At 48.7% G+C, this 23260-nt stretch carries 22 protein-coding genes and 4 tRNA genes (1 of these 26 cut by a window edge); 12 read left to right on the top strand and 14 right to left on the bottom strand.

The annotated features are described in order from the left end of the window. Positions 1-157: 157 nt before the first annotated feature. Positions 158-334 (bottom strand): type II toxin-antitoxin system CcdA family antitoxin, encoded by a 177-nt coding sequence (locus tag K7B67_RS03520; protein WP_252178995.1) that lies wholly within the window; start codon positions 332-334, stop codon positions 158-160. A gap of 108 nt (positions 335-442) precedes the next feature. Beyond that, complete coding sequence (locus K7B67_RS03515; RefSeq protein WP_252178994.1) at positions 443-748, bottom strand: HigA family addiction module antitoxin; 306 nt, start codon at positions 746-748, stop codon at positions 443-445. Between the two features lie 205 nt (positions 749-953). Here K7B67_RS03515 and K7B67_RS03510 point away from each other — a divergent pair, with 205 nt between their 5' ends. Further along, positions 954-1400: a rhodanese-like domain-containing protein gene (locus K7B67_RS03510; protein WP_252178993.1), complete on the top strand. Its 447-nt coding sequence runs from the start codon at positions 954-956 to the stop codon at positions 1398-1400. A 20-nt stretch (positions 1401-1420) separates the two neighbouring features. Here K7B67_RS03510 and K7B67_RS03505 read toward each other — a convergent pair whose 3' ends face one another. Continuing rightward, positions 1421-2704 (bottom strand): HAMP domain-containing sensor histidine kinase, encoded by a 1284-nt coding sequence (locus tag K7B67_RS03505; protein WP_252178992.1) that lies wholly within the window; start codon positions 2702-2704, stop codon positions 1421-1423. Between the two features lie 76 nt (positions 2705-2780). Beyond that, positions 2781-3455 carry a response regulator transcription factor gene (locus K7B67_RS03500; protein ID WP_252178991.1) on the bottom strand — a complete coding sequence of 225 codons (675 nt, stop codon included), beginning with the start codon at positions 3453-3455 and terminating at the stop codon, positions 2781-2783. 181 nt (positions 3456-3636) lie between these two features. On the opposite strand from K7B67_RS03500, the gene K7B67_RS03495 reads away from it, so the two are divergent. From K7B67_RS03495 to K7B67_RS03470, 6 genes are all read left to right on the top strand, one after another. Continuing rightward, complete coding sequence (locus K7B67_RS03495; protein WP_252178990.1) at positions 3637-4032, top strand: cytochrome b562; 396 nt, start codon at positions 3637-3639, stop codon at positions 4030-4032. Continuing rightward, positions 3992-4519, top strand: a complete 528-nt coding sequence (locus tag K7B67_RS03490) for a cytochrome b/b6 domain-containing protein (protein WP_252178989.1) — start codon at positions 3992-3994, stop codon at positions 4517-4519. Before K7B67_RS03495 ends, K7B67_RS03490 begins: the two co-directional genes overlap by 41 nt. Positions 4520-4700: 181 nt before the next feature. Next, the gene (locus tag K7B67_RS03485) at positions 4701-5369 is read left to right on the top strand and encodes a DUF2796 domain-containing protein (protein WP_252178988.1); all 669 of its coding nucleotides are present in this window, start codon (positions 4701-4703) and stop codon (positions 5367-5369) included. 1 nt (position 5370) lies between these two features. Next, complete coding sequence (locus tag K7B67_RS03480) at positions 5371-6093, top strand: ABC transporter ATP-binding protein (RefSeq protein ID WP_252178987.1); 723 nt, start codon at positions 5371-5373, stop codon at positions 6091-6093. 7 nt (positions 6094-6100) lie between these two features. Beyond that, on the top strand, positions 6101-7366 hold the full coding sequence (locus K7B67_RS03475; RefSeq protein ID WP_346658249.1) for an FtsX-like permease family protein: 1266 nt from the start codon (positions 6101-6103) through the stop codon (positions 7364-7366). A gap of 14 nt (positions 7367-7380) precedes the next feature. Continuing rightward, the gene (locus K7B67_RS03470; RefSeq protein ID WP_252178986.1) at positions 7381-7977 is read left to right on the top strand and encodes a DUF3299 domain-containing protein; all 597 of its coding nucleotides are present in this window, start codon (positions 7381-7383) and stop codon (positions 7975-7977) included. Between the two features lie 74 nt (positions 7978-8051). Here the strand turns inward: K7B67_RS03470 and cls are convergent, their stop codons facing one another. The 7 genes from cls to ychF all read right to left on the bottom strand — a co-directional run bounded on the left by cls (position 8052) and on the right by ychF (position 12393). Then, positions 8052-9518 carry a cardiolipin synthase gene (gene cls / locus K7B67_RS03465; RefSeq protein WP_252178985.1) on the bottom strand — a complete coding sequence of 489 codons (1467 nt, stop codon included), beginning with the start codon at positions 9516-9518 and terminating at the stop codon, positions 8052-8054. 120 nt (positions 9519-9638) lie between these two features. After that, the gene (locus tag K7B67_RS03460) at positions 9639-10418 is read right to left on the bottom strand and encodes a TSUP family transporter (protein WP_252178984.1); all 780 of its coding nucleotides are present in this window, start codon (positions 10416-10418) and stop codon (positions 9639-9641) included. Between the two features lie 363 nt (positions 10419-10781). Then, positions 10782-10856, bottom strand: a tRNA-Gln gene (locus K7B67_RS03455). Positions 10857-10862: 6 nt separating this feature from the next. Next, positions 10863-10939, bottom strand: a tRNA-Met gene (locus tag K7B67_RS03450). A gap of 8 nt (positions 10940-10947) precedes the next feature. Continuing rightward, positions 10948-11022: transfer RNA gene (locus K7B67_RS03445), tRNA-Gln, on the bottom strand. An 89-nt stretch (positions 11023-11111) separates the two neighbouring features. Then, a tRNA-Met gene (locus K7B67_RS03440) sits at positions 11112-11188 on the bottom strand. 113 nt (positions 11189-11301) lie between these two features. Further along, on the bottom strand, positions 11302-12393 hold the full coding sequence (ychF, locus tag K7B67_RS03435) for a redox-regulated ATPase YchF (RefSeq protein ID WP_252178983.1): 1092 nt from the start codon (positions 12391-12393) through the stop codon (positions 11302-11304). Positions 12394-12584: 191 nt separating this feature from the next. Between ychF and K7B67_RS03430 the strand changes: the two genes are divergently transcribed. After that, on the top strand, positions 12585-13586 hold the full coding sequence (locus K7B67_RS03430) for a D-alanine--D-alanine ligase (protein WP_252178982.1): 1002 nt from the start codon (positions 12585-12587) through the stop codon (positions 13584-13586). 2 nt (positions 13587-13588) lie between these two features. On the opposite strand, the gene pth is transcribed toward K7B67_RS03430, so the two are convergent. Next, complete coding sequence (pth, locus tag K7B67_RS03425; protein ID WP_252178981.1) at positions 13589-14182, bottom strand: aminoacyl-tRNA hydrolase; 594 nt, start codon at positions 14180-14182, stop codon at positions 13589-13591. A gap of 9 nt (positions 14183-14191) precedes the next feature. Then, positions 14192-14824, bottom strand: coding sequence for a 50S ribosomal protein L25/general stress protein Ctc (locus K7B67_RS03420; protein WP_252178980.1), 633 nt, complete (start codon positions 14822-14824; stop codon positions 14192-14194). A gap of 378 nt (positions 14825-15202) precedes the next feature. Here K7B67_RS03420 and K7B67_RS03415 point away from each other — a divergent pair, with 378 nt between their 5' ends. The 4 genes from K7B67_RS03415 to K7B67_RS03400 all read left to right on the top strand — a co-directional run bounded on the left by K7B67_RS03415 (position 15203) and on the right by K7B67_RS03400 (position 19533). Continuing rightward, the gene (locus tag K7B67_RS03415; RefSeq protein WP_252178979.1) at positions 15203-16126 is read left to right on the top strand and encodes a hypothetical protein; all 924 of its coding nucleotides are present in this window, start codon (positions 15203-15205) and stop codon (positions 16124-16126) included. Between the two features lie 41 nt (positions 16127-16167). Next, entirely contained in the window at positions 16168-17364 is a 1197-nt protein-coding gene (locus K7B67_RS03410) for a hypothetical protein (RefSeq protein WP_252178978.1), read from the top strand. Between the two features lie 161 nt (positions 17365-17525). Then, the gene (locus tag K7B67_RS03405; RefSeq protein ID WP_252178977.1) at positions 17526-18836 is read left to right on the top strand and encodes a hypothetical protein; all 1311 of its coding nucleotides are present in this window, start codon (positions 17526-17528) and stop codon (positions 18834-18836) included. A gap of 340 nt (positions 18837-19176) precedes the next feature. Beyond that, positions 19177-19533 (top strand): hypothetical protein, encoded by a 357-nt coding sequence (locus K7B67_RS03400; RefSeq protein ID WP_252178976.1) that lies wholly within the window; start codon positions 19177-19179, stop codon positions 19531-19533. A gap of 162 nt (positions 19534-19695) precedes the next feature. Here K7B67_RS03400 and K7B67_RS03395 read toward each other — a convergent pair whose 3' ends face one another. Further along, on the bottom strand, positions 19696-23260 hold the final stretch of the coding sequence (locus K7B67_RS03395; protein WP_252178975.1) for an anthrax toxin-like adenylyl cyclase domain-containing protein. 25895 nt of this gene lie beyond the right edge of the window; 3565 of the gene's 29460 nt are visible here — the last part of the coding sequence; its start codon lies beyond the right edge, outside the window; its stop codon occupies positions 19696-19698.

Below are 23260 nucleotides of genomic sequence, written 5' to 3'. Positions count from 1 at the left end.
GCTTATTTGAAGAATTTATATCATTTCGGAATAATTCAGAGGAGCAGACCTACCATAGATGCCGTAATCGTCACAATTACGACAATTGCAGTAAAAATATCAAACTATACCATCAGAATAACCTAACTCCTTCACTGAATAAGCCTGTTTCTTTCTTTCATTTTTCAATTTCTCGTCCCGCTTCGTCATAAATCTTTTTCAAACGCCCTTCCTCCAAACGCCTGACTTCAGCCTTAATGCCCTGTTCAGCGGCAGAAGAAATATTAATATTCAACTCTCGCGCCCGCCGTAGCAGTTCGTCATCAATGGTCACTGTAATTTTACTTTTGCTCATGCTTTAAACCTACTTACTGAGTTTTTTTGGCTAGCGTAGCAGGTATTTATCAGATCTGCTTACTGTGCTTCCCAACCACCTCAGCAGACAGCCTGCTCATTTGCCGGTTCAGCTGGTAGCCAGTTTTCCTACAGCCAGATAACACTCATCATTGCTGTTTTCCATTTCCCAAATATCCAGAGCATTTTGCATTCCGAGCCATACATCTACAGAGGTACCCAGAGCAATAGCCAACCGCTTGGCCATATCCTTACTGCATGGTATTCGTTCGTTCACGAAAGCGGATAAGTGCTTTCTGGAAACATTCAGAACTTTTGCCGCGTCAGTGACCGAAAGGTTCAAAGGCTCAAGCACATCCTTTTTTACAATCTGACCGGGATGGGTCGGCTTTCTGCTTCTGATTCTCTTGGACATAGTTTTTTTCCTCAGTGGTACTGCTCATAATCAACTCTGACTGCATCAGTAGTGTCAAAAAGCGATCATGGCGAAACTGTCTGACTGGCTGCCTTCAAATATCAGTTCGGGATCACACAATAGCTCTGCCAACTGGTGCCCAACAGCACACACTTCCGATGAGCCATCTATACTCTTGGCTTTAGCAGTAAACCGGAGAAACCCCATGCTCAGTACATGGTTTAGAAACCCTCGCAGGCTAGCCTGCGCCGTAATCCTGTTCAGCACCTCTGTGGTCGCTTCAGAAAACACAACCGAAGACAGGCTGGCGGCCTACAATCAGCACTACCCAGCCATATCCTACACCCAACTGCGCAAGGCAATAGATGCCGGCGAAGTCTTTCTTCTTGATACCAACAGAGCTGAGACCTACGCCAAGGGTCACCTGCCGGGCGCCTATTCACTGGCAGACCGGGCCACTCTGGAGCGCCGACTTCCTGTGCTGAAAAACTACCCCATTGTTGTTTATTGCGGTGGCCCACAGTGCACAGCCTGGTTTACCGGTGCTGACTTTGCTACAGCCAAAGGGTATACCAATATCATGCACTTCAAAGGAGGCTTGAAAGAGTGGAAAGAGCAAGGGGATAGTCTGGCAACGGGGAAAACACAATAAACTGCCACCCCCAGAGGGCATCAGGATTGATGCCCTTTACTGAATACCAGCAAAGCCTGACAACCAGAGCCCGAGACACGATCCTGCAACGTAAACGACCAACCATTCTGACGACAGATGTCATTCACTATCATCAACCCCAGGCCATGCCCTTCGAGATTGCCTGCTGTTTCTTTCAGGCCAGGTCCGGTATCCAGAACTTCCAGACTGGAATCTGTGAGATGAATAGAAACCTCGCCTTCCTGGGTATAACTGAAAGCATTTTTAATGATATTACCCAGCAAAATCCGGATCATGGTATCCGGTGCATTGAGCACCAACTCCTCCCCGGCATCAATGCTGATAGCCACCGGCTTGCCCTGTAGCAGCGTCTTATTCTCTTCAACCAACTGTTCAATAAATGGTCGGTCAATCATGCTGCTGGCCTGAATACTGGCCTTCTGCTCCCTGACCAGACTCAGAAGAGTTTCCGAGATATCGGTCATATCACGACAGGCTCTTTCCAGCCTGAGTCGCTGCTTCTCGACAAAAGCCGGCGCGTTAGAAATCTCAAGCAGCCCTGCCACTCCCATGATGACAGACAGCGGCGTTCTTAGTTCATGACTGACGTATCGACTGAAGGATTTTTCTCTCTCAATACTCAAATGAATACGTCGGCGGTAATCATTCAAAGCCTGCACCAGCCTTAACTGCTCTTGCGAATGCAGGCCTTTTTCTGACAGGGGCAATAGATCGTCGGTACTCCCCTGATCAATCAATCGAGCCAGGTCATTAAAAGGCCTTGAGACATTTTCTGAGAGCCGTCTCACGATGAGATAAAAGCTGATCAATATCAGCAGGGAGGACAGTACAACACCGAGCGTCAAGGTGATTTTCATACTCAATGTCATAGTGACAGGCGTACTGTTCTCAACGATATAGAGAGTTTTTCTCTCACCATTGATGATCTCCTCTTTGGCCAGCACCGTAAAAACCGAGTCCCCATTAGCGACGTCGTCAAAATCTTCCCCACCACGCCAGTTTTTATCAAAGTATTTCGTGACATGCTTTGGTATGGATTCGTAACGGTCGTAGGCAGTGGTCAGGTGATCCAGCACCTGAGGCCCCTTTGCCCCACTTCTATATCTGTCTAATGCAAAACTTTGCAAGAACTCAGCCCGGCGAATGCTGACAGAATCCTCGACGTAGTGAAGCACGGAATAAAAAATTAAAAAATTGACCAGCAGAATTGAAATCAGGCAAATACAAATAGGCACTGTTATCTGCATACGCAGAGAAGGAGGCATTGCTTTTGAGTCAAACATTCAGACAGTTTCCTTCACAGCAAAAGCGCCTAGACTACTCGCAGTTTGGCAGAATGGGGAGCAGTTTAACGCAAACTCAAACCGCTTCCTTCAAACGATATCCCACCTTGGGCACCGTGATAATAAGCTCCTGCTCAAACGGTTTATCCACTGACGCCCTGAGCTGATAGATATGATTTCTCAGGGTATCCCCTTCCGGTGGCTCATCCTTCCAGATGGCGTAAATCAACTCGTCCCGGGTCACGACTTCCGGCGCCTTATCAATCAAAATTTTCAAAATCTTGAAGCAGGTCGGATTCAAACCGATGGACTGACTGTCCCTTATGGCAGCACGACTACCCAAATCCAGAGAAAGTTGACCGTACGACAGCTCCTTTTTAAAGGCCGACGATGAATTACGACGCACCAAAGCCTGGACTCTGGCATCGAGAATTTTCAGATCAAACGGTTTAATCAGATAGTCATCAGCGCCTTCTGAGAATCCCTGGAGCGTATCATCGGTGGTATCCCTTGCCGTCAACATCAACACAGGCGTACTGTTCCCCTGCTCACGAAGGGCCCGGCAGACCTTAAAACCATTCATACCGGGTAACATCACATCCAGAATAATAATGTCATAACTGTTTTCACTGGCCAGATTCAGGCCGCCCTTGCCATCGGCAGCATAATCTACCTCATGGCCGGTATTCTCAAAGTAATCGAGAATAACACCGGCGACCTCCCTGCTATCTTCAACTAAAAGCAAACGCATCCCATACCCCATCAATGATTGAAGCGATAAGCAAAGTATAATTTTATGCCAGTAAAAAAAATGTCTGAAAAGATTTAGATATTTTTATGACATGCATTGTAAAGTTTGATACAACCAGTCTTCTTATTTCTTAGCGGAATTATTATGATACGCCTGCTCAATTTCTATACGGAAAATTAACATGAAATCACTGGTCAAAACCCTCTTTATACCACTGGCACTGTCTGCTACTTTCATGGCGTCGACGCCGGCTTCTGCTGATCACCAGGAAGGCCATGCCAGTCAGCTGAACGCTGAAATGAAAAAAATGGGCTTCAATTTCAAACGCTCTGGCTCAGCTAAAACCCTTGAAGACCTGCAAAACTACGTAACCGAATTTCGTAAACATGCAGAAAATGCCAAACAAAACGGCTACTCTGACTCGCCAGAGGCATTCCAGAAAGGCATCGATCAACTGCTGACCGGTCTGGCCGGTGTTCAGGCTGCCCTTGATCAGCAAGATCTGGATCTGGCCAAGCAGAAAATGAAAAAACTGAATGACATCAAAAAGAAATACCACAGTAAGTTCGATGTCTGACAGGTTCCGGTGGCCACGTACCGTTCAGCTGATTCACTGGACGGTTGCCGCTCTTTTTTTCAGTAACCATTTTTTGGTTGATGGCTGCGATAAGTATCACCAGTACTCTGGCTGGATGATTCTTGCGCTGGTAGCACTCCGACTGCTCTACGGTTTGACGTTTGCCCCTGCACCCGCTCGCCTCAGGGACATCAAGCCCTCTTTTGCGGGCATTAAACAGCATCTTCATGAGCTGAAAACCCGACAACCAGGAGAAAAAGGCCACAACCCACTGGGAGCAATGGCTGTCTGGCTGATGTGGATTACCCTGGCCCTGGCGGCGTTTACCGGGTGGTTGCAGGATACCGATTTCGGCTTTGAGCACGGTGTCTACGAATGGCATGCCATGCTGGTGAATGGCCTTTACTATTTTGTTGGCCTGCACTTGCTGGCTGTATTCATGACTTCCTGGCTGACCCGTCGTAACCTGCTTAAAACCATGGTATGACGGCCAGCGGGGCTTACAACTCACGTGGCGACAACACGCGACGGAATGCTAACAATCAGCCTGATAAACACTGCCCACAGACACAGGCCGAATCCCCTCCGATTCGGTCTGGTTGCTGTCGTTTATTGACTGGTTGTGCGGTATTCCATTTTTTCAAATAAATGACCCGACGAGTGACATTATGCACACTTTTACCAAGCTGGCTGCCGGTATCGCCTGCGGTGTTCTATCCCTGACTGCTTCTGCCGCCAATGGAGAGCCGCGTCATGTTGACGCTCATGTTCACGGACATGGCGAACTGAACTTTGCCGTCGAAGGGTCCGAAGTTCACCTGGAGCTGAAAATGCCGGCCAACGATGTGCTGGGCTTTGAGACCATTACCACCGATAAACAACGCCACCAGCTCCATGAAGCCCTGAACAAGCTGGAAGCCGCCAGCCTCTGGAGCATGACCCCTGCCGCTTCCTGCAAACTGGTCAGTGCCAAGGCTACAACAAGCTCTGTTGATCACGAGCACGGACATCACGAACACGATCATCATCATGATGATGAGCACGCACATCACGACCATCACGAACACGATCATCACGATGAACACAAGCATCACGAACACGACCATCATCATGATGAGCATGCCCATCACGACCTCAGCCATGAAGGACATGGCGGTCATATGGACATCTCTGCCACCTATGTCTTTCAATGTGGTAACGTCAGTCAGCTAAACACCATCAGCACCTCAATCTTTGAAAAGTTCGAACGCAGCGAATCCTTAAGCGTTCAGGGCTTTACCCAAAAAGGTCAGACGGCTGCGGAAATGACCAAGAGCACGCCAGAGGTTCGTTTCTAAGATGACTGACTCCCGCTCTCAATTGATTGAACTCAATGCGGTCGAGTTCAGCTGGAAACCTGGAATACCCGTTCTGGACATTCCAGAATTAACGATATCCAGAGGCGAAAAGGTGTTTGTCTGTGGCCCATCGGGCTCCGGCAAAACCACGCTATTGGGACTGCTCGGCGGCGTTATTACACCAGAGCGGGGACAGGTCAAAATACTGGGGAACGACATTAGTCGCATATCCCCGGTACAACGTGATCGCTTCCGTGCTGATCATATTGGCTTTATTTTTCAGATGTTCAACCTGATTCCCTATCTCTCTGTGATAGAGAACGTCACTCTGCCCCTGAGCTTTGCCAAAGAGCGCAAAAACCATCTCACCAGTATTGCCAGCAGTGAGCAGAATGAAGCAAGGCGTCTTCTCAAGCACCTGGAACTGGACGACGCCTTACTGCATCGCCCGGTCACAGAACTGAGTATTGGACAGCAGCAGCGGGTAGCAGCCGCCAGAGCGTTAATTGGCAAACCTGACCTGATCATTGCCGACGAGCCCACTTCAGCCCTGGACGCAGACACCCGGGAAGCTTTCATCAAACTGCTGTTCGCAGAATGTGAAGCAGCCAGCGACACTCTGTTGTTCGTCAGCCATGACCGGAGTCTTGAACCTTTATTTGATCGCACCATTGCACTCAATGAAATCAACCGGGCCAGCAAAGCTGCCCCAGTAAAGCAATAAAGGTGAAATGATGTCGATTTTAAGTCTGGCTTTAAAGAGTCTTAAAAACCGGAAAACCACAGCCCTGCTGACAATCTTCTCCATTGCTGTCAGCGTCGCCCTGCTCTTGGGGGTTGAGCGTATCAGGGTCGAAGCCAAAAACAGCTTTACCAACACCGTTGCCGGTACCGATTTGATTGTGGGTGCCAGAAGCAGCTCTATGAATCTTCTGCTGTATTCTGTTTTCCATATTGGCAATGCCACCAACAACATCACCTGGGAAACTTATCAGGATTTAACTTCTGACCCCAACGTCGCCTGGTCTGTACCCATTTCCCTGGGTGACTCCCACCACGGTTATCGGGTAGTGGGCACCACCCATGGCATGTTCAATCATTTCCGATACGGTGATGACGAGTCGCTGCAACTGTCCAAAGGTCGACCTTTTAATACCTTGTACGACGCTGTACTTGGATCTGAAGTCGCTGCCAGGCTTGGCTATAAAGTCGGTGACGACATTATTCTGAGCCACGGCGTAGAAAGTAAGAGCCTGCTACCCCACGATGACAAACCTTTCACGGTCTCAGGTATTCTCAAACCCACAGGTACTCCCACTGACAGGGTGATTATGATTTCCCTTGAGGGAATGGAAGCCCTGCACATCGACTGGGTAAATGGCGCTCCGCCCATTGCCGCATTTTCAGTTTCCGCTGAAGAAGCAGAGGCCATGGATCTTCAGCCTGCCAGTGTTACCGCCTATTTTGTCGGCCTGAAATCCCGTATTGCCGCTTTCCGTTACCAGAGGAAAGTAAACGAATACCGCCAGGAAGCCATGACCGCTATTCTGCCCGGTGTGGCCCTTCAGGAACTCTGGCAACTGGTGGGCACCGCCGAAAAGGCATTACTGGCGGTTTCCGTGATGGTGGTATTAGCGGGTCTGATGGGGATGCTCACCACCATTCTCACCTCCCTGAACGAAAGGCGGCGAGAGATGGCGATTCTCCGCTCTGTCGGTGCAAGGCCTGTTCATATCTTCACGCTGATGATTACTGAATCTGTCGTTTATGCCGTTGCCGGAACCCTGTTGGGCTTCCTTATGCTCTATGGCCTGCTGCTGGCCCTTCAGCCCGTTGTTCAACAAATACTGGGGCTGCACCTGGCCATCAGTGCCCCGGGCACCTTTGAGTGGTCACTGGCTGGAATGATTATTATCTGCGCCACTATTCTGGGCATGATCCCAGCCTGGCGTGCCTATAAAAACTCTCTCGCCGACGGTCTGACCGTAAGAGTTTGAAAAGGACATCCCTCATGAAAACAGGAAAACCCCTGATACTGACGATGCTACTGGCTTTGTTGCCAGTAGTCACCGTTCAGGCCAAAACGGTAGAAAAACCAGCTACTCAGGACAAACCGGTAGAAAAACCAGCCACTCAGGACAAACCGGTAGAAAAACCAACCCCTCAGGCAGAAGTCATAGAAATCACCTGGGATGAGCTGATGCCGGCACCGGACCAGAAGGTCATTAACAGCTACCAGGCCGGAGACATGGGCAGAGACGAGGTCATCGCCTACCTGGATAAGCTGGGCCAGACGCCTGTTGCAAGACTGAATAAACGCAAGGTCAAAATCCCCGGCTACCTGGTACCACTCAATCTCGATAAAAACCAGCGAGCAACGGAACTGTTGCTGGTGCCCACCATGGGCGCCTGCATCCACGTACCACCGCCACCACCTAACCAGACCATTTATGTGAAATTCAAGGAGAAAGAAAAGGGGATCAAGGTTGAGGAAGCGGGCTATACCCCTTACTGGCTGGTAGGCACCCTGAACGTTGAGACCACCCAGTCTGAGTACACAGAAACCCTGTACTCCATAACCGTTGACTCTCTGGAACTCTATAAATAAGACAATGCACTTTTGTTAAGAGCTTTTGGTTAAGAGCTTCTGCTTGTTAAACAACAGAGGCTCTTAACCGCAACTCACAGCAACGGACTTAACAACTGAAACAGGCTTTCAAGGAATCGTTTGGTGACAGATCGCTGATTCCATACCGACAAACGAACACGCTCGGAACTTTGCATATACTGATCGAGAAGCGTCGCCATGGTCTGGCTAAAGGCTCTGTCATAGATGATCATAGTCACTTCATAATTCAGCCAGACACTGCGCATATCCAGGTTGACCGTGCCAAACAGAATGGTCGACCGATCCACCAGAACACACTTGGTATGCAGCAGCCCACCCTTGAACTGCAATATTTTCACCCCGGCCTTTAACAGGTCTTCATAGTAGGAACGACTGGCATGGTGAACCATTCTGGAATCGTTTTTGTGAGGAAGCAGCAACTGAACATCCACCCCTCGCATGGCCGCGGACTTGAGGGCAACCAACAATGATTCGTCAGGAACAAAATAAGGCGTAGATATCAGCAGCTCTTCCTTGCTTTCGTAAATGGCGGTCAGCAACACCTGATGAAGCCTTTCCCGGTTGATACCCGGCCCTGATGGCAGTACGTGAGCATCAGCACCGGTATAACTATCCAGACAAGAAGGTGGAAACTCATAAGTGGCATTAAACGACGAATGTTTCTCACCCGTCTCAAGTGCTTTATCCCAATGGGCAATCACCCCCATAACATGGGCCGGAATGCCCTCCACCCTGACCATGGCATCGACCCATTGCCCGACATTAGCCCTTTGGCGAAAGTAGACGGGATCAACCAGGTTAAAACTGCCACTCCAGGCAATCTCATCATCAATTACCAGAATTTTGCGATGGTTGCGAATATCAACCCGCTCAAACAGCATTCTCAGCAAACCAACCGGCATAGAGCTGGTAACACTGATGCCTTCCCGGCGAAAACGTCTTGCCCACTCACTGCGGAGAAAACGACGGCTACCCACGGCATCCAGAATAACCATGCAGTCAACCCCCCGCTGAGAGGCTCTGATCAAAGCTTCCGCCAGAACCTTGATGCGTCCCTTGGGCTGACAGATATAAAATTCCAGCACAATGCTCTGTCTGGCTTTTTCTATATCCTGTAACAGGCCATGAAGAATCGTATCGGTTTCATGAAACAGCTGAAGCTTACTGCAGGGCAGCACAGGAATGTCCAAAGTCTGCTCCGCCAGCTTGTAGACACCGGTATGAGGGGTATTGGAGGAACACTCACCCTGTCGCCGAACAATGACTCTCGAAAGGTGGCCAGACCACTGCTCGTGGTCGGGATAGAGGCTTTCCAGACGGCGGAGCCTTCTTCGCCCCAGACGCCTTGAGCCAAACAGCAGATAAAAGAAGAATCCAGCCACCGGCAGAATAAACAGCAACAGTATCCAGGCCAGCGTCACCCCTACCGGCCTGCGCTGCATAATGATGTGAATGCCAAAGGCGATAATCAGGGCAAGATAAACGCCCCCAAACAATGCACTGAGCCAACTGCTATCCATTCAAATACTTGCACTTGCGCGAGGTTATTCTTGCCAAAATTAGTGATGAGGCCACGAGAACCCCAACACTTTACGGACTATCTATCATAACGCCAAACCGCCACTTGCGCAGAAAAACTGTTAAAAAAGCCAGTGCCCGTATTCGTCCCACATGAGTTTGCCGGTCATCACTAATGAAATAATGACAATCATGGGACGAATAATCTGCTGACCACGCTTCATCACCATTCTTGATCCCAGCCTGGCACCAATGAACTGACCTGCCAGCATGACAAGCCCTACCGCCCAGACAACCTGGCCACCGAGGATAAAGAACAGCAGGGAAGCCACATTACTGGTGCAGTTCAGAACCTTGGTATGAGCCGTTGCCATGGTCAGGGAATAACCAAGAAGGCTAACGAAAGCGATGGCAAAGAAAGAGCCGGTACCCGGCCCAAAGAAACCATCATAAAAGCCGACACCCACCCCTGCCGTACAGGCAAAAGCCGTCAGGCTCATTTTGGCGGTAGACGCTTCGGTATTTCGAGCGCTGGGGGAAAGAATAAAGTAAGCGGCAATACCCACTAACAGGAAAGGAATAACCTGCCTCATCACTGAAGCATCAATCAACAGAACCAGAATCGTGCCTGCGGCACTGCCAGCAAAGGTCATGAAAATGGCGAAACGCATTTCCCTGAGATTCACCAGCCCCCGGCGAACAAAATAGACACTGGCAGAAAAAGCCCCCCCCGTGGACTGTAATTTGTTAGTGGCCAGCGCCTGCGCCGGAGAAAGCCCCACCGCCAGAAGCGCAGGAACGGTAATCAAGCCACCCCCTCCGGCAATAGAGTCAACAAAACCGGCCAGAACCGCAATAAGAAACAGTAAAACCGCCCAATCAAGAGTGAGTGCAAAATCCAAAACAGGCCTCAGCTTTATAGAATGTCAAATCGTTAGACGACGGGTTACTCGTGCTCATCTTTCAGAAAAGAACCTAAACAGTTTTTTCTTTGATGACGAATTCTTGTTAATAAACTACCACCACCAATTCTAAAGATTTGGTGGTGGTTTTACAGAGCAAGCTCTGTGTAGGCCGGTTTCCGCCCCCAACTCATTTAACGCCCAGTTGGATCAAATCCAAACGAACGGGGGGATTATGGTGATATTTTCGGCGCTTGACTATCCGCAATAACAACAGATAACAAACCTGCCGATTAAAACAAGCTGGGCATTATTTAATGAAATGAAAAAACCCCAACTGTTTTTAGTCGGGATTTAGAAAGATGGCTGGGGTGGAGGGATTCGAACCCCCGCATGGCAGGATCAAAACCTGCTGCCTTACCGCTTGGCGACACCCCAGTAAAATGGTAGCTAGGGGCAGATTCGAACTGCCGACCCCAGCATTATGAGTGCTGTGCTCTAACCAACTGAGCTACCTAGCCATTTTAAGTGGCTGGGGTGGAGGGATTCGAACCCCCGCATGGCAGGATCAAAACCTGCTGCCTTACCGCTTGGCGACACCCCAGCAAATACGAAATGTTTATAGGGTATGGACATTCCGTGAACCCTTTCGACTCTACGTCATCAGTCGCTTATTTACAAACCGCTGAAGGATGGTAGCTAGGGGCAGATTCGAACTGCCGACCCCAGCATTATGAGTGCTGTGCTCTAACCAACTGAGCTACCTAGCCGCCGAAAGATGGAGCGCATTTTCAGGATTTCACGGCTTCCTGTCAACTGTTTCAGCGGCTTTTTTAAGAACCTTCAGAAAATCCCTATCCTGCTTCGTATTTTTGAAGATGAATCAGACATTGAACCGGAAATGCATAACATCGCCATCTTTAACGATGTAATCTTTACCTTCCACTCTGAGTCGACCAGCCTCCTTGGCACCCTGTTCACCGTTGTACTGAACAAACTCATCATAAGCCGTTACTTCAGCACGAATAAATCCACGCTCAAAGTCAGTGTGAATCACACCCGCAGCCTGGGGAGCCGTGGCACCGATTTTCACCGTCCAGGCACGAACTTCTTTAACACCGGCAGTGAAGTAGGTCTGTAGCCCCAAAAGCTCATAACCACCGCGGATCACCCGGTCCAGACCCGGTTCCTCCATACCCAGGTCGGCCAGGAACTCATCCCGCTCTTCATCTTCGAGTTCAGCAATCTCGGCTTCCAGCTTGTTGCAGACCGTCACTACAACAGAGCCTTCGCTCTTTGCAATGCCGCGGACAACATCCAGATAAGGGTTATCGTCAAAGCCATCTTCATCAACGTTGGCGATGTACATGGTGGGCTTGGTGGTCAGCAGGTGGAACGTTTTGGTCAGCTTCTGCTCCTCATCGGACATGGCCAGAGAGCGAACAGGATTCCCCTCTTCCAGATGAGGCACAATTCTTTCCAGCAGGGCTTTCTGGGCCTTGGCGTCCTTGTCACCGCTTTTAGCCACTCGTGTCACCCGCTGCAACTGCTTCTCACAGCTTTCCAGATCGGCCATGGCCAGCTCGATATTGATAATGTCAATATCTGCCGCCGGATCGATCTTGTTGGCCACATGGATAACATTGTCATTCTCAAAGCAACGAACCACGTGTGCGATGGCATCGGTCTCACGAATGTTGGCCAGGAATTTATTACCCAGACCTTCGCCCTTGGAGGCACCTTCTACCAGACCGGCAATGTCGACAAACTCCATGGTAGTGGGTAGCACACGCTCAGGCTTAACGATCTCTGCCAGCCTGTTCAAACGAGGGTCAGGCATAGCCACCACCCCCGCATTTGGCTCGATAGTACAGAAAGGGAAGTTTTCTGCATCAATCCCAGCCTTGGTTAAAGCGTTGAACAGTGTTGATTTACCGACGTTGGGCAGACCAACGATGCCACATTTAAAGCCCATAAAAAAAACCCACAATAAGTTACCAGGGGAAAATCAATCAAAAATTTGGTGAAGGATTATAAGGCCCGACCTGAAATGACACCAGCATTATGCCATCTGTTGCGCCTGACTATGAATACGCTCCGACTGGTCAGATTGGGCTGATGTACTAGGCTTGTCTGATCGCAACCAAAACTGAAGTCATTTGAAGAATGCCTGACAAAAGCAAAACCATTGCCGTCATCTGCGGCGGCCTGTCTCCCGAAGCCGATGTTTCCAGACTCTCGGCGAGCCGTATCACCCCCTGCCTGGAACAACATTATGGCAGAGTGGTTCACCTGGAACTCGACGCAACACTTCCGGAACAACTCATAGCCCAACGGGTTGACGTGGCTTTTCCGGTCGCCCACGGCCCTTATGGTGAAGATGGTCGCCTGCAAGGACTATTGGATATTATGAGCATCCCGTACGTAGGTTCTGGCGCCCTGGCCAGCGCCTGCTCTCTGGATAAGGTGGTGACCAAACGCCTGCTTCAGGCTGCTGGCATCCCCATGGCCAAAGACAGAATCGTCTATCGCAGCGACAACTGTGAAGACGCCACCCTCGACTGTATCGAATCCCTTGGGCATAAGGTCATCATCAAGCCGCCAGGCCAGGGTTCAGGGATTGGCGTCCAGTTTGCCATGGGTTATGAAGACCTGTTGAACAAGCTGAAAACCGGCCTGCAAATGGACGAAAAACTACTGGTTGAAGAGTTTGTCAGCGGTCGGGAAATCACCGCTGGCGTACTTCATCTGGATGACTATCAGGTTCTGCCCGTTACCGAAATCACCACACCAGACGGCGCCTGGTATGACTATATTCACCGTTATACACCGGGTCTCAGCAACCATGTCACTCCTGCCAGAATCCCGGATGAGCAATATCAGAAAGTGCAGCAGATTGCCCTGAAAGCCCACCAGATTCTCGGCTGTCATGACCTGAGTCGCTCTGACTTTATTGTTCCTGAATCGGGAGACCCCATATTTTCAGAACTCAATAACCTGCCAGGAATGACACCCACCAGCCTGTTTCCAGACGGTGCCAGACACGCAGGAATACCCTTTGATACGCTGATCTGCAAACTGGTGGACCAGGCTTTGAAACGGGGAGAAAACCCCAACGACGGCAAGGCCTACTGGCCAATACCCAAACTGAATATCAGACCATCCTGAAGTCAGGCTTTAAAAGTATGCAGCTCCTGAACAGCCTTGGCTCGAGCACCGCTAAAGGCTTCAGGGGAAATACGAACCGCTTCGTCGATCACAGAATCAATCTTCTGACGATCCGCCACGGAAGGCTTGCTCAGCACATAATTGACCACTTCCTTACTGTCACCCGGATGACCAATACCCAGACGCAAACGCAGGAAGTCCTTATTGTTTCCCAATGCTGAAATAATGTCCCGAAGACCATTATGACCACCGTGACCACCGCCCTGCTTCAGACGACCGACACCGGCAGGCAAGTCCAACTCATCGTGAACAACAAGAATAGATTGAGGGGGAATCTTGAAGAAGGTACTGATAGCACCCACCGCCTGACCACTGCGATTCATAAATGTGGTCGGGTTTAGCAGACGGACATCCTGTCCATTGATGGTAACGCGGGCAGCCAAGCCAAAGAATTTCTTCTCGGGCTGCAGACTGGCACCATAAGCGCGAGCCAACTGCTCCACGTACCAGAAACCGGCATTATGGCGAGTATCATCGTATTGAGCACCAGGGTTGCCGAGTCCGACAACCAGCTTAATCGAGTGATCTTTCGCCATAATATCCTCTTACTCTTCGCCGCTTTCTTCTTCAGAAGCTGCTTCTTCAGCTTCTTCTTTACCACCACGGGTAGTCTGAACAGAAGCAACGTCCAGATCGTGGCCTTCACCCTGCTGCAGGGCAACCAGCTCAACACCCTTAGGCATGGTCAGGTCGGTCAGATGAATGTGACCACCCAGCTCAACATCAGCCATGTCAACTTCGATAAATTCAGGCAGGTCAGCAGGCAGACACTTAACTTCCACTTCAACACGAGCGTGAGTGATAGCGCCACCGGCTTTCACACCGACACAGCTTTCTTCGTTCAGGAAGTGCAGTGGAATGTGAGTGGTCACTGCATGAGTAGCGTCAACACGCAGGAAGTCCAGGTGCATAGCATAGTCTTTTGCAGGATGACGTTGCAGGTCCTTCAGGATAACCTGCTGGGAAGCGCCTTCTACGTCCAGGGTAACGATCTGGGAGTAGAAAGATTCAGATTCCAGTGCCTTACGGATAGCACGGGCTTCCAGGGTGATTTGCGCAGGTTCCTGCTCACCACCGTAAATAACGGCAGGTACCAGTTCTGCACGACGCAGGCGGCGGCTCGCACCTTTCCCTACGTCCTTGCGTGCAACAGCGCTCAGAGCGATAGCTTCAGACATTTTTCTTTCTCCAAAGGAATACCCTGATATCTTGCGACCAGATACCGGGGCTTTAATAAAGGCGCCATATCATACCGGCAATCGGGGCAATTGCAAAAAAAAGTTTGGGTTTTACTGCGAGTCACCAATGTCTTCATCAAAAATGCGAATGATCTTTATAAAACACCCCTGCGACGAGTGGTGTCGCACTCAAACCTAAAACCGAAGATTGATATTTCCTAAATGTCAGTCGGAGTGGTAAAAGACAGCTACCATGTTAACCGCGAAAGCAAACCATCAGCGGACATGGGGAAGCCAATGCAACTCAGCGTTAACCTCCGTAACCTTTCAACTTGCTCCCGTACTACTGCACCGGAGTGCGTCCAGCCCACGATAACCGTGGGCTTGCCCCAGGGTAGTTCATTCGCCAGATTTTTTGGTGTAGCCTGTGTTCTTTTAACGTTTTTATGTATTCAGGCTTATGCGGAGGATTTGTCGCTGACACTTCCGGACAGTGCCTACAAAGGAGAGAATATCTCATACAGTCTTTACTGCGGTTTGGATGAGTCGATCCAGCTCGAGCTGAAAATCGGTGATCACTGCGTATTTTCTTTTGATTGCTCTAACATTCGGGATGGCCGATGCAATGTGCGCCTGATGCAAGGAGAAGGTTATGATTGCGCAGCATTATCAATCGATCATCGCTATTACCCGGTTTATAAAACGAAAAAGATTAATTCTGACTATTCACAAGTCAGCTGTGTCTCTGGAGTGGGTTGTTCAAATAATAAGTGTCTGAGATGCACGTATGCGCAGGCTTATTGTTCTATCCCTAATGAAGTGGGCTGCCCCAGAAAGAAATGCCCTAAAGGACACTGTGTCATCAGAACGGTTGGTTATATTGCTTATAGTCGCATCAGCTTTGATTTTACGATGCCAGAAGGCTCTGTGACGCTGAGTAACTTCCATTGCAAAAACAATACGGGTTCGAGCAGGACAAAAATCGAAAACTTTGTCATAAAGGACAGTTCCTCCAGCACAATAACCGGGATCAACATCAGTTGTGGAGAAAAAGGCAACCCTGTATTGAAATGGCAAAAGATTGATCCTGTTAACACTGGATTTATTTCAGTGGATCTTCCAGGGCAAGTGGATTCATTGATAAGGCCTGCCAATGAAACTGAGTTGCAAATTCTTGATTTCATGGAAAGCCCATCTCTGTCAAGCGGTTTGATCAAGCTAAAAACCCTCTTCTTTACACGAGAAGGCAAAAGATATGGTAAAGAAGCAAGCGTATTCTTTAATGCAAATTCCTGTCATTAAACTGGGTCACTTCGAGTGGCTACGTTAAAGGCGAATCCATAATGAACAGTTTATTATATCCAACGGTGAAGAAAAAATTACATAACAAATCAATTATTTTCTCATTATTATTTAGTACGGGTTGGATTTATGCCTGTATGCTGTTGATAATAATACCTGCCCGTTCTCAAACCCTTACGACATTGAGTGACAACCGGCTTTGTCCCGGAGTTGACCATATACTTCTGAAATTGCAGTGTGGCACAGAGCAGCATCCGGAATTCTCTGTTACCACCCGAACAGCCGCGGGTGTTTGTACGACACATTTTGACTGCTCTGGCACCCTTTATAGACATAAGGATGGAACTCACAGATGCCTGGAGAAAACAGATAATGGCAGTGTTTCATGCCCGATATTAAATTACAGTTATACGGATGAGCGACAAAACATACCTGATTTCCAGCAGCTGGCAGCAGAAACCTATGAATTTTCTGATTATAACTGCGGTCATTCGATCAATAGTCGATGTCGTTGCAACGATCGCGTTGTAGCAAATGCATTTTGCGTTAAAAAATATTCTTGCTCTCGTTGCTCCCCGCCTCAAAAAGGTTCTGTTAATGCCGGTTACAGTGATTTAATCATTAATACAGTGATGCCTGAAGGTTCGATCGAATTTCATAACATTAAATGCTGTAGAGACAGGCACGATTCAGGTTCTTTTCAAAGTTCCACCGAGTCTGAGTGCAATACATTTAAAAATATTAAATTTAATCATTCAGTGCCTGGGCACGTCTATCACCCGGAAATGAAATACTTTGAAAAAAAGCCTGTTTTATCATGGACGGCAACCTCTGATGCCGAGCTATTCATGATTAAATTTGATGGTGACAGCTACTATACAGACAAAACAAACATCGTTATTCCAAATGCATTACGAAACTATGAAGGGAATATTACGATAATTCCAATAACAATTAATGAAAAAACACAAACATCATGTCCCGGAAAGGGTACCGAACTATTTTTTAATTCAACAGCACTTGTTGCTGAGTTAATGGATATTCATCAGGATCATCACAAATATGAAGTCAAATTAAACAGCATGGCCACAGCTTCTGAAAGCTACTCTCTATCCAGCTCGTTATCCAGCTCGATACAGTCATCAGAAATTGAATCAGCCAGATCATCTTCAACAGGGTATTCCCCGATAATGTTCAAATTAATGACAGCGCTTATTATAAGGGCGTTATGCATCTAACAGGAAAAATAAAATCTACCTTTAGCTGGCTCGACCACCTACCCGGCAAGTAAGTTGAATCTGGTTTGGCGGTATGGCGTTAAAATTAAAAATCAGGCAGATCATACACATATCACTCAAACTCTTGAGAATATTTGTCATTGGGTTAGGGAGCAGTGTTAATGAACCTCTATAGCTGGCTGGATGCCGAACGACTGCTGGCATCCAAAACTCAGAACTTTACACACTTTCCTGAGGGTATAGCTGATATCCGTACTTACAGTGAAGCGATCGAAATAGACCTTGAAGGTAACGATCAAACCCTTGCCTTCGATTTTGTAAAAACAGTATTTGGAAATAACTGGCATCATGATGAACGAAAAATAGCGCTGGCTTACGGCTCACAAAGCTCGATAGATGTTGAAATTATCACGGACTGCGAAGAACAGAACCCACGCCATCCAAGGCCACTTTGGAAAGACCTTGGTTATGATGGAGCAATGTCAATACTGCCAAAAAGCCCTGAACCTTTCGAAGGGAAGTGCAGACTTGCAGCCTTTCACTCCTTTAAAGGAGGTGTTGGCCGCACCACTTCATTATTGACATTTTTCAAGGCGCTTCAGGTGAACTTCCACCATCGTGAAAACAATCGTGAGAAATTAAAAGTGTTGCTTGTCGATGCTGATATCAAAGCGCCGGGCCTGACCTATTTGTTCAAAGACAGCGATAAACCGGATGTATCATGGATTCAGTTTCTGGAAGCCAGCCACTATCCGGCGGTTGATGAGTCAACCACGATTGCCACTTTTGCCAAAGAGCTTGATCGTTATACAAAAAGTGAAGCCGGTTTTGAGTACTGCCTGCTCCCTGCTTTTTCCGATAGTGAAGCAGATATTGAAAAACACAGTGAATGCAAATCGGGAATGGCTCAATTAATCAACATTTCTGTTCGACCAGAACACCTTGCGCGAACCTATGAACAACCCTGGCGTTGTACCGATATGCTGCAAAAGCTGGGAAATCAACTTCAGGCGGATTTGATCCTGATTGACTTGAGAGCCGGACTCAGTGAACTCTCGAGCCCGCTGTTGTTTGACCCAAGAGTGGAGCGATTTGTTGTGACCACTTTGGCCGAGCAGGCTGTTAAGGGTACAGAATTCATTCTGAATCGCCTGACCTCTCTGGCCAATAATCGGGATTGGCGCAATAAATTTGGTGAAAAGACATTAGACCCACGAGTCATCACTACCTTTGTAAATGAAGACTTCAAAAAAACCGATCAGTACAAAACGGGCCTCGAACGACTGACTGCTGCGTATACGCCCGATTTATACGCTGATGATGCTAACGCCACTAACGGCCTTGAGATTATTGAGGCTGAATTCAGTTCTCAATTGTTGAACCTCGGGACACTGGACAGCACACTTTCTGTTATAGAGCATGCAAGCCCACTGCTCAATGAAGGATTAAACTGGATCCAGAGACTTCTTTGATACTGATAACCAGCTATCAACTAAAAAGCCTTGATTCTGACCAGCACCGGGAAGCTCCGCAATGCCTGAGCAATAATAAAGTCAGCAGCCCTCTGGGTACTTGTATAGAATGTTTCAGTTAGCTGAATTTTGGTAAAAAGCACTTCCTGCCTGAGGAGCCTATCGATGAGCCTGCATACCAATCTGGCAGGAAGGTTAAGGAATGCAAGAGTCATGGACTTTTCCCGGTTTTTGAAGCCGTTGTGAACTCTCTGCAAGCTCGTTCAGGCTGACCCACATAAAATTTCATGCTTCGACCAAAAAGAAACACTCTCTCGCCCTTTGCGCGGCTAACAGGCTGGTGCAGGAAATTCCCATTAGTCATCAAATCCCGGGGCTGTTTGGCAAAATATCGGATGAGGCTGGTGAGTTCATCTATACCTGCTACATTTCATCCGACTATCTGGACGACCATGTTCGTCCGGAGCGCACTGCATTTGATATAGCTGATGATATAGGGGGTATTCTTGAGGATGTCGAAGTCAGTTTCAAAGATATGCAACGTCATGTTCTGGCCAGAAGCAAGCAGTACCTGAGCAATTATCTGAGTGAAAACCTGAAAGCAGGTCGTGAGAGAATCAACGAATTACTGCGAACTGTTTTTAACCCCAACCATGGTAGAACGATGCGAGCTGGCGAGCCTGACCGAAACCTATGATGGAATGGGGTTCTTTGGTTATAACAAGCCTCGAAATGCTTACATTGAAGTCGTATCTTATGATCGCCTGCTGCAATCGGCAAAAGAGAGGAACCGGGCTTTCTTTGACCAGCTCGGCTTACCTGCGTAGTCATAAAATCCACCTTTAGCCGGTTCGACTACTCACCCGGCAAAGGAAGTCGAAACCAGCGGCACACTCCGGGCGGCAGTCGGCGAGATTGATGGCGAAACCGACGTTTGAAACTTATTTTCAAACTGGTTAATACTCTGAATAAGAATATTCAGGTCATCCTTTTGAATAATGCCATCTCTACAACAAATACCGGTCAGACGCGGCTGGTCAAAACTGTCTTTTCCTGATTTGGATTTCCCGGTGATATAAAACAGGTCTTCTACTTCCTTTTCCTTACCCTCATGTTTGAATTTCAATTTGACTCCAACTTCAACAACGCCAAGACTTTCCGTTAAAGTGATGTCATTGATAGCTACATCGCCAAAATCCAACTCCAGATTGCCCTCTCCCAATACCTGTATAAGATCTATGCCGCCCCATTGTTCGTATTGATAAACCATTTTCCCCGGGGATCGATGCCTTATATGGTCATTCCCAGCCCCCGATTCAACCCGCCCATTTAAGGCGGACGAGCCCAGCTCAAGGGTGTTGTCAAAGTCATCTCCCCTTAATAAAACATCAGTCTTACTGTTCCATTTAAAATCCCTGATCTCTTGAAGAAGCACGTCTAGTGTCTGACCCGATGTTACCCGTTGCTCATCAAGATCGACCTCAACTGGCTGATTGTACTCGGTTGCCATTTCAGCTGCTGGGCCCTGACACGGCATGTAACAGTTGATGGCCTCTCCATAAGAAAATGGTGTTAACCTGGTTATTTTGTAACTTTCACCCTCTTCGGCATCCATCGCTGAACCTGTTACATTACAGGGCAAAAAGCATTCATGCTGGTTGGGCAAAGAAGAAGAACCAGTCGGGACAGGAAAGACCCCCGTAGGCACCAGAGGCAAGCAAAGCGCAGAGCAGTTTAATCCCGATACCGACCATTGAGTACCCTGGGGAGCCAGCAGTTGAGGTGCCTGCTGATTATCAAGCAACTGGACAGAACTTTCATTGCACTGAAGTCTGTTGTACGAAAACTGACTTTTATTACCGCTCTCCCTGCTGGCAGGCAAGCCACTGGAAAAACATGGAAGGGATTCAAGCCCCTTGAACTCAGGCTCACCGGAGTTTGCCCTGTCAATCAGATCTCCTAACCCCGGTATTTTGGATTCAGGCGCCTCCTGTTTAAGAACCGTTAATGGAAAATCAGGAAACTCAAAAGACTCAACACTTGGCTTTAATTGGGTAGGAGTCGGTGTTGCCTGAGTAATCTGAGTGCTTTTTGAGGGGGCAAGCTGACTTACGACAGTAGCAGCAGGCTTTGAAGTTGCAAGTACTGGAGTGGCGGTGGTCACTGAACTCGCAGCGTCGGGGCTAACCTTTGGCTCCGTTAATTCGTCATCCTTCCGGAAGTTTTCCAAAGATTCCATGCTTTGGCTCTCAACAAAAGCACTATGCACTTGATCCAGAGTTAAGCGCTGCTGACCCACGGTGACAGTCTTCGGACCGCCCCCTTTGACCACCACACCCAGCTCAGGGGAATCGATTCGTTTTAACCGAGTCAACTTTCCGTTGGGTGTTTCTGCCAGCAAACCTGCGGTTCTGGGGTTAACGCTGCCAGCCACCAAAACCACTGCCTCCACTCTGGCATTGTCCCCAATCTGCGTTCTGCTGCGTAAAGCCACAGGCAGAGGGGCAAGCACTTCAGACTGGATAAGCTGGCCATTTTGGTAAATCATCAAATCGCTCTGATTCTGGGACACCAGCAGGTGCGTTTTTTTGCCCGGTGAGAAAAAGTCGTTGACAACAATCCTTCGTTCTTTCCTGTCAGAAGGTACTATCCTGATCACCAGATCCTTCCCTTGACTGACCAACAGGGTCATTGTTCCCTTGTCGCTGTCCGGCAAGTCAGAAAAATCAAACAACTCAACCTCGGCAGATCCAGACACATCTTCAGACACATCTCCAGACACACCAGGACTGACAAAAAAGGACAGTGTCATCTGCCCTCCCGTCAGGATATTCCCAAAGGTTGTTGCTGGCTCAAACCTTTGCACCATCAGGTCAGATAACTTGATACCCGGATGGTTAAAATGGACGTTCTCAAGCCCGGCCCCATCGTCTAAGATGGTCACCGAGTTCCAACCGGTATCCAGCAGTTGCACAGTCCCGCTGCCACTAACGACAATGCTTTCTAGACTGGCCCCGGTTTTAACCTGCACATCCCCCAGGGTAACCGTTAACTGTTTCACCTCCGGTGGTGGGATAAATTGGCCAGTACCGGATACCTGCCAGTGGATAGACTCAAATCCGGACACTGAGCCTTTTACCTGCCCATCCACAACAATGTGCTGTTGGTTGCCATCAACAATAAAGGATGTACCGGAGGCTTTGGGTGCAAGCACCAGCGAATCATCGCCCTCACCGCCCCCGAGATAATCCCAGTGCAAATCCGTGACCGTGAACTGATCATTTCCGCCCAGCCCAAAAAAGGCACCTGTCTCTCCTGATGAGTGCCACTTGTCAGCACTCGAAGTACCCAGACGTACTGTACAGTTTGATGAAGACTCAGCCATGTCATTCAACGGGCAGAACCCAGCCGTTTTCTCAAACACATTACTGGCACTAAGCTGGTGCAAGTGCTCATCACTGATGTCCGACCCGGAAAACAACACCTGTCCGTAAGCCTGGGCCAACCCGCGCCAATCCATGGCCGACATAGAACACACTGCCTCCACCCCTCGGGTGGGCTGAACAGTCTGGCAGCTTAATGTTACCTGCTGACGGTCACTCTTATAGTCATCCCAGACAACGGGCCACAACTGACCCAACGTCATTCCCAGGGGAAAATGATTCCCGCCAAAGAACAGCAGCAACTGCCCCTGGCGTTCCAGCACCCTTACCTGCTCAAGTCTTGCCTTGTTGAGGATTTGTAATGGTTGTGGAAAATCGCGGGTGAGCGACCATACGTCTTCCAACCGCAAAACTCTATGATCCAGCTCAATGCGCTCAACCCGATCCGAATGGTTGGGATTAAAATAATTCTGATACCGTCTCCGATCGGAAATGCTGGTCAAAGAAGTCGTTTCCAGGTTTTCACCATCCTTGAAAAGATAAATCATCAGATCATCATTCTCTTTGCGAAACACAGCCTGGCTATCTCGATTAACGTTCACCACCAACAAATCAGCACGCCCCGGAGCCTCGACAATCTCACTGTAACCATCGCCCTGCTGAAACAACCCCTTTTTGCTGTTTTTATCCGCGACAAAGACGTGTCGGCCATCCGGTTCAGGAATCATACCCGGCAATCGTTCAATAGACTGGAGCCAGTCACGAACCGTACCCTGACCATCAAGATAATACCTGGCACCCAACTCCAGGTAGTCCGGATAACGGCTCAGGGTCACCTCAATCGAATCACACTCAGACGACAGCTTCACCAGGTTTCTCGGCCCGGCAACGCTCAAGGTTGCGTTAGTGGAATTTTGGGGCCCGCCGCTAACCAGTTCCCCCGGTTCAACGGACTGCCAGGAAATAGCCCTGAGCTGTTCTGGCGGAGATGGCAACGAGAGCGCGAAGGTTTGTGATTGATCCGGATCAAAACTGACAAAA

This window comes from Endozoicomonas sp. 4G (assembly GCF_023822025.1).
Taxonomy (GTDB): domain Bacteria; phylum Pseudomonadota; class Gammaproteobacteria; order Pseudomonadales; family Endozoicomonadaceae; genus Endozoicomonas_A.
Note: the sequence above shows the minus strand (reverse complement) of the source record. Positions and strands in the feature narration are given on the sequence as shown.